This window comes from Streptomyces populi (genome assembly GCF_002911015.1).
GTDB lineage: Bacteria > Actinomycetota > Actinomycetes > Streptomycetales > Streptomycetaceae > Streptomyces > Streptomyces populi.
The window spans coordinates 51,777-61,816 of sequence record NZ_KZ626888.1 but is presented as its reverse complement, the minus strand read 5'-3'; the positions used below and the strand labels follow the sequence as shown (position 1 = coordinate 61,816).

The window sequence follows — 10,040 nt, the reverse complement described above, 5'->3', positions numbered from 1 at the left end:
CAAGGGGTGATCGGGCTCCAGCAGTCGGGCATCCCGGACGAGATCGAGCCGAGCCTGTCGGTGCGCTTCATGGGCATCAACGAGCAGGCGATCATCTCCTACCTGGTGACGGCTTACTACTCGGCCGCGGTGCTCGTGCCGGACGCCCTCGGCATCCTGGAGAACGTCGAGATCGGCCGCTGGCGGTGACGATCCGCGACGCCGGGCCCCTCGTGGTCCCGCCCCGGGAGGCGGGACCACGACAGGCGCGCGCGGGCGGTCTCCCGGACGCCACCGGCGACCGGCGTTCCGGTGCGGTCGAACGGGGGAGGGCATGACGACCCGGACGCGGCAGGGGCCGGCCGGGATTCCCGGCGGACGGCGCCGGTCGGGGACCGCGGACCGGCAGGGGCCCGCCGGGAGACCCGTGGAGGAACAGGCCGCGCCGGGCCCGCCCGACGCGCAGGAGGCCGCGGTCGTCCTGGAGCGGACACGGGCGTGCGTCGACCCCGAACTGCGCCGGGCCGTCGACTCGCTGCCGGGCTCCATGCGCCGGATCGCGCTGTACCACTTCGGCTGGGAGCAGGCGGACGGCACTCCCGGGGCGGGGAACGCGGGCAAGGCCGTCCGGCCCGCGCTCGTGCTGAGCGCGGTCCAGGCACTCGGCGGACGGCACGCGGCGGCCGTACGGGCCGCCGCCGCGGTGGAACTGATCCACAACTTCACACTGCTGCACGACGACGTGATGGACCGGGACACCACCCGCAGACACCGACCCACCGCGTGGACCGTGTTCGGCGACGCCGACGCGATCCTCGCCGGGGACGCGCTACAGGCGCTGGCCCTGCGGATGCTCGCCGAGGACCCGCACCCCGCGTCCTCGGCGGCCGCCGCGCGGCTCGCGGGCTGCGTCGTCGAACTGTGCGCCGGACAGCACACGGACACGGCCATGGAGAAGCTCGGCCCGGACGAGATCACCCTCGACGAGTGCCTCGCCACGGCCGAGGCGAAGACGGGAGCCCTGATCGGCAGCGCCTGCGCCATCGGCGGGCTGTACGCGGGGGCGGACGCCGGGCGCGTCGAGGCGCTCGACGCGTTCGGCCGGGAGGCGGGGCTCGCCTTCCAGCTGATCGACGACGTGATCGGGATCTGGGGGGATCCGGGCCGCACCGGCAAACCCGCCGGGGCGGATCTCGCCGCCCGGAAGAAGTCGCTGCCCGTGGTCGCCGCCCTCACCTCGGGCACCCCGGCGGCCGACGAGCTGGCCGAGTTGTACGCGGCTCCGTTCCGGGAAGGGGAGCTGGAGCGAACGGCACTGGCGGTCGAGCGGGCGGGCGGGCGCGACTGGGCGCAGGTCCAGGCGGCCGACCGGATGTCCCGGGCGATGCACGAACTGTCCCGCGCGGTCCCCGACCCCGAGGCGGCGGGCGGCCTTCTCGCACTGGCCGAGTTCGTCACGCGCCGCAGCGACTGACCGCCCCGGCGGGCGGGTCGGCACCCGGAGCCCCGGAGCCCCGGAGCCCCGGGCGCCGCACGGCACCTGACGGCCGTGCGGTGCCCGGCTCCGGAGGGCGGGCCCCGCGCGTCCCCACGGCGTGCGGGGCCCGCGTTCTCGCGGCCGTCCTCGGGACACCCCGGCGGGAGGTGGGCCGGCGCCGGGCGTAATAGGCTCAACCGCCGTACGGCAGACGCTGGTTGGAGCGAAGGGCGGGGCTGGTCATGGGTGTGGCGATCCGGGTGGCGGGCGAGGCGGACCGGGAGCTGGTCGTCCGGCTGCTGGACGAGGCCTTCCAGGACGATCCGGTGAGCAACTGGGTCTTCCCGGACCCGGCGCACCGGCGTGCGAAGCACCCCGGACTGATGGCGGCCTTCACCGACGTCGTGCTCGCCGAGGGGCGCATAGACCTGGCCGAGGACGGTTCGGCGTGCGCCCTGTGGCTGTCCGTCCCCGCCGGGGACCACGACGGCGAGAGCGGCGGCGAGGGGGACGGCGACTCCGGCCGGGCGGACGAGGACGGTCCCGCGCAGCTGCGCGCGGCCGTCGACCCGGACAACGAACGCGTCGAGCTGATCGGCCGGCTGACGGCGGACATCCACCCCGAGGGGCGGGCCCACGCGTACCTGTGGATGATCGGGGTGGTGCCGGGGCGCCAGGGCGAGGGCCTCGGCGGCGCGCTGATCGGGTCGGTCCTCGACCGCTGCGACCGCGAGGGCCTGGCCGCCTATCTGGAGGCGAGCAACGCCCGCAGCCGCGCGCTGTACGAGCGGCTCGGCTTCGAGCTCTCGGGCCGCCCCCTCGACCTGCCGGACGGTCCGCGGATGTGGCCGATGTGGCGCGAGCCGCGCCCGGACGGACGGGCGTAGGCCCGGGGCCCGTCCGGGACGTACGACAGGAAGCGACGGGACCGCCGTCCTACCCTGAAGGCATGGGCACCGATGAGCACGCTTGTCCCGAATGCGGGCAGCCGGTCGCCACGGCCGTGCACCGCTACAAGACCCTGGGTGTGTGGGCGCCCAGATGGGGCCCCGGCCCCTGCCACAACCCGGACTGCGCGGCCTACACGTACGAGCCCGGACAAGAGCACGGGCCCGGACAAGGGCACGGGCAGGACCGGCGGGAGGGGCACGGTCTGCCGGAGGAGGCCGCGGCGGAGAAGACCTGACGCGCACCGGAAGCCGCCGCGCGAGGACGGGGAAGAGACGCGCGAGGACGTGTAGAGAAACGCGGGCCGGCTCCGACGTCCCCAGTGAGAGCCGCCCGCCACGGGCGGTCCGAGCCGAGGAAGCCGAAGGAGCGGACTCATGAAGTACCTGGTGATGGTGCAGGGCACCCAGGCCGACTACGAGGGCATGCGGGGCAAGGCGTCCGCGCAGGCGCCGGCCTGGAGCGAACAGGAACTGCAAGCCATGTACGCCTACATGGGCGCGATCGGCGACGACCTCTCCGAATCCGGCGAGCTGGTCGACGCCCAGGGGCTGACCGACCCCGCGCGGGCCCGTCAGGTGTCCCTGGGCCCGGACGGCAAGGCGGTGATCACCGACGGCCCGTACAGCGAGACCAAGGAACTGATGGCCGGCTACTGGGTGGTCGACTGCGCGAGCCTGGAGCGGGTCACCGAGATCGCCGAGCGCGTCACCCGCTGCCCGGGTCCCGAGGGCGCCACCGGGCACCCGGTGGTCATCCGGCCCGTCCAGGACGGTGCCGGGGACCTCTGAACGGGATGAGGGCCACGACCGAGGTCGAGGACCTGCTGCGCCGCCACGCGCCGCAGGTCCTCGGCGCGCTCGTCCGCCGCTACGGGCACTTCGACGCGGCCGAGGACGCCACGCAGGAGGCGCTGCTCGCGGCCGCCGGGCAGTGGCCGGCGAAGGGCGTGCCGGACAACCCGCGCGGCTGGCTGATCAAGGTCGCCTCGCGGCGGCTCGTCGACATCCTGCGCGCCGAGGAGGCGCGGCGGCTGCGGGAGGAGAAGGCCGCGGCGCTGACCCCGCGGGACGCCTTCACGGCGCCGCCGCCGGGAGCGGACCGCGCCCCGTCCCAGGACGACACCCTCTCCCTGCTCTTCCTGTGCTGCCATCCCGCGCTGTCCCCGGCCGCGCAGATCGCCCTCACCCTGCGCGCGGTGGGAGGTCTGACCACGGCGGAGATCGCGCGGGCGTACCTGGTGCCCGAGGCGACCATGGCGCAGCGGATCAGCCGGGCCAAGCAGCGGGTACGCGGCGTCGGACTCGCCCGCCCCGACCACTGGGAGCGACGGCTGCCCGCCGTCCTGCACACCCTCTACCTGATCTTCAACGAGGGCTACACGGCGACCTCCGGCACGACGCTCCGGCGCGCCGAACTCGCCCGCGAGGCCATCCGGTTGACGCGCACGGTCCGGGAGCTGCTGCCCGGGGACGGCGAGGTGACCGGCCTGCTCGCGCTGATGCTGCTCACCGACGCCCGGCGCGCCGCGCGGACCGGGCCGCACGGAGAACTCGTCCCCCTCGACGAACAGGACCGCACCCGCTGGGACGGGGCGGCGGTCGAGGAGGGCGTGGCGCTGGTGACCGGGGCGCTGGCGCTGGGACCGGCGGGTCCCTACGCGCTCCGGGCCGCGATCGCCGCGGTCCACGACGAGGCGCCCTCGCCGGAGGCGACGGACTGGACCGAGATCCTCGGCCTGTACGACCTCCTCGTGCGCCAGGTCCCGGGTCCCGTCGAGCGCCTCAACCGCGCGGTCGCCGTGGCCATGGTGCACGATCCGCGCGCCGCCCTCGCCGAACTCGACCTGCTGGAGGGCGAGTCGGCCGCCGGGTACCGGCTGGACGCGGTCCGGGGCCATCTGCTGGAGCGCGCGGGCGACCCGGACGCGGCCCGGGCCGCCTACGCGTCGGCGGCGGCCAGGACCCTCAGCCTGCCCGAGCGCCGCTATTTGGAGGTGCGGGCGGCCCGCCTGCGTGCTTAGCGTGGTCCGCATGTCCGAACCTCTGCTGCATCTGACCGAGCGTTCCCTGTGGGACGCGGCCCGCGTGTCGGGCACCTTCGAGATCTCCACCCGCGGCCGGACCCTCCAGGAGGAGGGCTTCATCCACTGCTCGCTGCGCCGCCAACTCCCCGCTGTGGCCGCCATGGTGTACGGCTCCTACACCGGCCCCGACGAACTCGTGGTCCTCGTGATCGACGCCGAACGGCTCACCGCGCCGGTCCGCTTCGAGGCCATGGAGCCCGGCGGGGAGGAGTTCCCGCACGTCTACGGACCGATCGCGGTGGACGCCGTCGTGGACGTGGAGGTCTGGGACCGGGGCGGGGCGGACCGGGCCTGACCACGAGGGGCGTACCGCGATCCGCGGCTACGGCAGGCTGCCCGTGGCGGGATCGCGGCCGGTCAGGCAGTAGACGCCGCCGACGGGGTCCCGCATCACCGTCCAGCGCGCACCCCGGCCGACCGTCGTCGCCCCGAGGGCCTCGTGCCGGACCCGGACCGCCTCGACGTCCGAGCAGGCGAGGTCCAGATGGGCCGAGGTGGGGCGTTCGGTGCCGAGGCGTTGCAGCAGGATGCGCACCGGCAGCCCGGCGGGCGGCCTGATCAGATGGAACTCCGGGAGCGCCCCGGGGAGGGACTCCCACCCCGTGAGCTCGCCCCAGAAGACGGTCTCGGCCTCGAACACGCCCGGAGCCAGGTCGATGCTCACCTGGTCGAGCCGGCTCGTCGTCCCGTCCGGTCCCTCGGTGACCGGCGGCCGCGCGGACTGACCGTTCCAGGGCACCGCGCAGAACGGCTGGCCGCCGGGAGAGCGCAGCACGGCCCACTCCCCGTGGTCCGTGACGAGTCCGGCGCCCAGCCGCAGCGCCCGCTCCACCAGTGCCGGCACGTCCTCCACGGACAGGCAGAGGTGCGCGCCCCCGGGGCCCTCCTCGACGCCCTGCGCCTTCACGTACGCGTCGCCCCCGGCGGGCAGCAGCGTGACGAACTCGCCCCGTTCGCCCCGGCGTCCGGACAGCTTCGTGCCGGTGACCGCCGTCCAGAAATCGAGAGCGGTCCCGAGACCGGCCGCGGGCCGGTCGACGAAGACGTGGGTCCACCGGACGGCCGGACCCGTGACCGGCGGGGTGTCCTCCGCCGGAGCGCCGCCGCGGTTCACACCGTCTCCTGTGCGATCAGGGCGCGCAGCGACGTCTTCATCCGCGCGACGAAGGAGTCCCGGGCCTCGGGGGAGAGGACGTCCAGGGACAGATAGGGGTTGAGGTCCTCCAGCTCGACGAGGAGCAGTTCGCCGCCGGGGGCCCGGCAGGCGTCCACACGCTGGATGCCGTACGTGATGTCGTTCCATTCCACGAACCGCCGCGCGAACTCCCGGTCCTCGTCGGTCGGTTCGTAGGGCTCCAGGGCCCACCGCCGCTCCGGGTCGGGCGCGTACAGGGCGTACTGCAGGGTCCGGTCGACGAAGTAGAACGACACCTCGTAGCGGAACTCGATACGCGGCTGGACGAGGACGTCGCCGAACACCAGCCCGGCGAGCCGCTCGCGCGGCACGAACTCCAGGCCGATGGAGTCCGCCCCCTGCCTCGGCTTCACCACGTACGTGTCGGCCTCGGGCAGCAGGTGCAGGTCCTCGGCGCGGTCGACGGTCGGGATGACGGGGAACCCGGCCGCGGTCAGTTCCGGCAGGTAGCCCTTGCCGGCCATGTCCCCCTTGCCGGAGAGCTGGTTGTAGACGCGGACCCCCTCGGCGAGCGCCCGTTCGCGGAACGCGTCGTAGGCGGCCTGGTGGTGCAGGACCGGCCCGCTGTTGCGCACGACCACGGCGTCGAAGCCGGTCATCAGCGCGGCCGCGTCCAGCGGGTGGCAGACGGCGATGTCGAACTCCTCGCGCAGCCGCGAGGTCAGGGCGATGTCCTCGTCGCAGTACCGCCGCCCCTTGGCCGGATAGGCCAGGTCGCTGACGAACAGGACGCGGGGGCGCGCGGACGGCACGGACGGCTCCTCGAAACGTTCGGACGGTTCGTCGCGCGGGCGGATCATGCCCGCGCGGCACACGGACCCAGTGTCCCTCCCGGGTGCTCCCGCCCTCCCGCCGCCCCCGGCGTCCCGGTCAGCCGGCGGGGCGCTTCTGGGTGAAGCGCAGGAGGTTGCCCGCCGGGTCGCGGAACGCGCAGTCCCGCAGGCCGTACGGCTGGTCCTCGGGCTCCTGGACGACGTCGGCGCCCGAGGCGCGGACCCGCTCGAAGAGTTCGTCGCAGTCGGTCGTCGAGAAGATCACCCCGCGCAGCATCCCCTTGGCCAGCAGTTGGGCCATGGCCAGTCTGTCCGCGGGAGAGGCGTCCGGGTCCGCAGCCGGGGGTTCCAGGACGATCTCCACGTCCGGCTGGAGCGGCGATCCGACGGTGACCCACCGCATCCCCTCGAACCCGACGTCACCCCGGACCTCCAGGCCCAGCACGTCACGGTAGAAGGCGAGCGCCTTGTCGTGGTCGTCGACGGAGATGAAGCACTGGGACAGTTTCAGATCCATGCGTCCAACCTAGGCCCATCGAGGCCGCCCCCGCCGTTCCGTGGGCGACAGGCCCTAGAGCCGCGTGCCCGGTTCCGCCTCCGGGTTGGGGTGACGGGCCGGGCGGGTGAGCCGACGGGCCACGCAGGAGGGGATGGGCGCGCCGTGGTCGTGCGGGCGGGCCCGGTACGCGCTCGGGGTCTCGCCCACCAGCTCCGTGAACCGCGAGCTGAACGAACCGAGCGAGGTGCAGCCCACCGCGAAGCACACCTCGGTCACCGTCATGTCGCCGCGCCGCAGCAGCGCCTTCGCGCGCTCGATCCGGCGGGTCATCAGATAGGTGTACGGCGTCTCGCCGAACGCCTCCCGGAAGCTGCGCTGGAAGTGTCCGGGAGACATCAGCGCGGTGCGCGCGAGCGTGGCCATGTCCCACGGCTCCGCGTACTCGCGGTTCATCCGGTCGCGCGCCTGCCGCAGCCGGACCAGGTCGTCGAGCGGTCGGGGAATCGCCACGTCCCCAGGATGGCACACGGCCCGCCGTCCCCCGGGGGATCACTGGCCCGGGGGACGGCGGTGGTCTTCGTGCGCGGGGGTGTCCGTGCCGTCGGGCGGCCGGGACCGTGTCCGTCAGGCGGCGAGGACCTTGGCCTTGGCCCTCTCGAACTCCTCGGCCGTGATGTGGCCGTGGGTCTTGAGGTCCGCGAGCTTCGCCAGTTCGTCGGCCTTGCCGGTGGAACTGGTTCCGGCGGTCTCACGGATGTAGGCGTTCATGTCCTCCTGGCTCTTCTGCATGCGCCGCATCTCGCGCTCGCCCATGCTGCGGCCCCGCGCGATGAGGTACACGAAGATGCCCAGGAAGGGCAGGATGACGACGAAGACGCACCAGCCCGCCTTGCCCCAGCCGTTCAGGTCGTCGTCGCGGAAGATGTCCCCGATGACGCGGAACAGCAGCATGAACCAGAGGATCCAGAGGAAGAACCACATCGTGGTCCAGAAGACCTGCAGCAGGGGGTAGTCCGCTGCCAGATTGACCGTCGAGCCGTTCATGGTCGAACTCCTGTCGGTTGTGCGACATCTCCGCGAGCGTTGCCTTGGTGTCGGGCGGATCGAACTGTCGCCGGGCGCCGGGTCGCGATCTCGGGGATTCCGCCGGGCCCGGCCGGCGTGGGGTGGCGGCCGGTCGCGAGGGCCTGGCGGGTCAGTGCGCAGAGCGCGGTGGTGGGGCGGACGGGGACGGTGCCGTGGTGTCCGCCGACGGACAGACGCTCGAAGGCGGGGGGCGAGCGGGACCCCCCGGACACACGGGACGGGCCGTGACGACGCCGTCGGGTGCGTTCGGCGTGATCGGTACGACGTTCGGTGCGCCGTGAGGGGGCGGCAGTGGCCGCGTCGACGGCGTGCGCCGCGGGGGTCCGGGGAGCCGCGGTGACGCGAAGGACCGTTCGGGGTCCTCCGGGCCGTGGCGGACGGGCCCGGGGCACGGCACACCCGGCACGGGCCGGGTCTGCCGCTGGATGCAGGCCATGAGCGGTGCCCTCTCTGACGCGTGACGTCTTGCTCCGGCTCCAGAGTGCGGTCACCCCCCGCCCCGCCGGATCACCCTCCGCGGGTGAGCTCGCGGACCCGTCGGTACGGGGTCCCGGGCGGGGACCGGTCCGGCCCCCGCGGGCCCTCACCGCCCCTTCACCCGCCGTCCGGGTGCTCCTCGCCCGCCCGGCCCGCATCGCCCTCCGCGCGGCCCGCATCGCCCTCCGCGCGTTCCCCGCCCTCCGCGCGTTCCTCCGCGAGGGTCTCCCGCAGCCGGGGGAAACGGGTGTCGAGTTCGTCGTCCACCCAGGCCAGACGCCTGCCGATCGGCCCGTCGGCGCGGCCGTGGCCCGTGCCGCGCAGGTTCTCCAGCAGTGCGCGGAGGCGGATGAGGACCATCGGGGAGTTCCGGGCGGCCGGGATCACGTCGTCGAGCGCGGTCCGCAGGAAGTCCTCCCGGCCGGGCTGCGGGACGACGACGCGCACGGTGCCCGCCCGGTCGGCGACCTCGCGCTCCCGGGCCCGCGCCGGGGCCGGGCGGAGCAGCAGGTCCTCCATGGCGTCCACCGCCTGTACCGCCGTGGCGGGGTCGTTGACCGCCGGGGACAGCGCCCTGAGCGCGATGTCGGCGAGCAGCCGGAACGCGAGCCCGGGGTCCTGGTCGAAGACCCGTTCGGCGCCGGTCTCCAGGGTGCGCAGGACGGCGGAGGCGGGCAGTTCGCCGTCGTACACCTCGGCGACGGTGGTGCCGTGGCGCAGGGCGGCGCCGGGGCTCACCCGCAGGACGACGACCGCGTCCGCCGCCCGCGCGGCAGCCGCCAGCCGGTCCGTGTCCACGCGTTGCAGCACCGTGCCGGCTCCCGTCCAGCCGACCGTCGACCGCGGCCGGCCCCGGCCGGCCGGATGTCCCGGGCCCGCCGGACCCCCGGGGTCCTCGCCCCTTCCCGTGCCGCCCGCGCAGAGGAGGTCGAGGCCTCTCCGGCCCCGTTCGGAGACGGAGAGCAGCACCGGGGCCAGCTGGATCGCGGCGACGGCCTGGAGCAGAAGGCTGCGCAGCAGCGCCAGCAGCAGGAGCAGCAGGACGCCCGCGCCGACCGGCACGATCACCGAGACCTCGTCCCGGCCGGCGAGGGTCAGGGCCGCGGTGGCGCAGAAGACGGTCAGCCCGACGACGAAGGCGAAGGTCCGCCACACGATCGGCGCGTCCCGGAACAGGGTGAGCCGGGGGGTGAAGGTGGTGGCCGCCCACTGCACCACCAGGAACAGCACGGAGAAGATGACGGTGGCCGCGCCGAGCACCCCGAATCCGGTCGCGAGCAGCAGCTCGGCCACCTGGCGGGACGGCAGCACGGGGCCGCGGCCGATCTCCGGGACCGCCAGGCCGAGGCCCAGCCCGACGCCGACGGACACCAGCTGGAGGAGGCCCGCGCGAAGCCGTCTCCGGCGGCGGAACGCGGCGCGGCCGGTGCGGACGGAGGCGTTCCGGCCGACTGCCGCGAGAACGTTCATCGGACATCCTCCGGGGCGGTCCCGGGGCCGGCGGAACGCGGACCCGCCCC

12 protein-coding genes and 1 pseudogene are annotated in these 10,040 nt (G+C 74.5%); 7 read left to right on the top strand and 6 right to left on the bottom strand.

The annotated features are described in order from the left end of the window. The 7 genes and pseudogenes from CW362_RS24110 to CW362_RS24080 all read left to right on the top strand — a co-directional run. A pseudogene (locus tag CW362_RS24110) lies at positions 1-189 on the top strand (Crp/Fnr family transcriptional regulator); the annotation flags it as partial. A gap of 124 nt (positions 190-313) precedes the next feature. Beyond that, positions 314-1,453: a family 2 encapsulin nanocompartment cargo protein polyprenyl transferase gene (locus CW362_RS24105; RefSeq protein ID WP_103551608.1), complete on the top strand. Its 1,140-nt coding sequence runs from the start codon at positions 314-316 to the stop codon at positions 1,451-1,453. A 245-nt stretch (positions 1,454-1,698) separates the two neighbouring features. Further along, entirely contained in the window at positions 1,699-2,343 is a 645-nt protein-coding gene (locus CW362_RS24100) for a GNAT family N-acetyltransferase (RefSeq protein ID WP_103551607.1), read from the top strand. 62 nt (positions 2,344-2,405) lie between these two features. Beyond that, the gene (locus CW362_RS24095; RefSeq protein ID WP_103551606.1) at positions 2,406-2,642 is read left to right on the top strand and encodes a hypothetical protein; all 237 of its coding nucleotides are present in this window, start codon (positions 2,406-2,408) and stop codon (positions 2,640-2,642) included. Between the two features lie 139 nt (positions 2,643-2,781). Further along, complete coding sequence (locus CW362_RS24090; RefSeq protein WP_103551605.1) at positions 2,782-3,195, top strand: YciI family protein; 414 nt, start codon at positions 2,782-2,784, stop codon at positions 3,193-3,195. 5 nt (positions 3,196-3,200) lie between these two features. Next, the gene (locus CW362_RS24085) at positions 3,201-4,427 is read left to right on the top strand and encodes an RNA polymerase sigma factor (RefSeq protein ID WP_103551604.1); all 1,227 of its coding nucleotides are present in this window, start codon (positions 3,201-3,203) and stop codon (positions 4,425-4,427) included. 10 nt (positions 4,428-4,437) lie between these two features. Beyond that, the gene (locus CW362_RS24080; protein WP_103551615.1) at positions 4,438-4,785 is read left to right on the top strand and encodes a DUF952 domain-containing protein; all 348 of its coding nucleotides are present in this window, start codon (positions 4,438-4,440) and stop codon (positions 4,783-4,785) included. Between the two features lie 27 nt (positions 4,786-4,812). Here the strand turns inward: CW362_RS24080 and CW362_RS24075 are convergent, their stop codons facing one another. The 6 genes from CW362_RS24075 to CW362_RS24050 form a co-directional block, all read right to left on the bottom strand. Then, positions 4,813-5,604, bottom strand: coding sequence for a VOC family protein (locus CW362_RS24075; RefSeq protein WP_103551603.1), 792 nt, complete (start codon positions 5,602-5,604; stop codon positions 4,813-4,815). Further along, a complete protein-coding gene (locus tag CW362_RS24070) occupies positions 5,601-6,485 on the bottom strand; it encodes an ATP-grasp domain-containing protein (protein WP_376453997.1) in 885 nt (294 codons plus the stop codon). Before CW362_RS24070 ends, CW362_RS24075 begins: the two co-directional genes overlap by 4 nt. Positions 6,486-6,555: 70 nt before the next feature. Continuing rightward, on the bottom strand, positions 6,556-6,975 hold the full coding sequence (locus tag CW362_RS24065) for a VOC family protein (protein ID WP_103551602.1): 420 nt from the start codon (positions 6,973-6,975) through the stop codon (positions 6,556-6,558). 54 nt (positions 6,976-7,029) lie between these two features. Next, positions 7,030-7,410, bottom strand: a complete 381-nt coding sequence (locus CW362_RS24060) for a helix-turn-helix transcriptional regulator (RefSeq protein ID WP_103551613.1) — start codon at positions 7,408-7,410, stop codon at positions 7,030-7,032. Positions 7,411-7,581: 171 nt separating this feature from the next. Further along, positions 7,582-8,001: an SHOCT domain-containing protein gene (locus tag CW362_RS24055; protein WP_103551601.1), complete on the bottom strand. Its 420-nt coding sequence runs from the start codon at positions 7,999-8,001 to the stop codon at positions 7,582-7,584. A 636-nt stretch (positions 8,002-8,637) separates the two neighbouring features. Continuing rightward, positions 8,638-9,990 carry a DUF2254 family protein gene (locus CW362_RS24050; protein WP_103551600.1) on the bottom strand — a complete coding sequence of 451 codons (1,353 nt, stop codon included), beginning with the start codon at positions 9,988-9,990 and terminating at the stop codon, positions 8,638-8,640. Between the last annotated feature and the right edge of the window lie 50 nt (positions 9,991-10,040).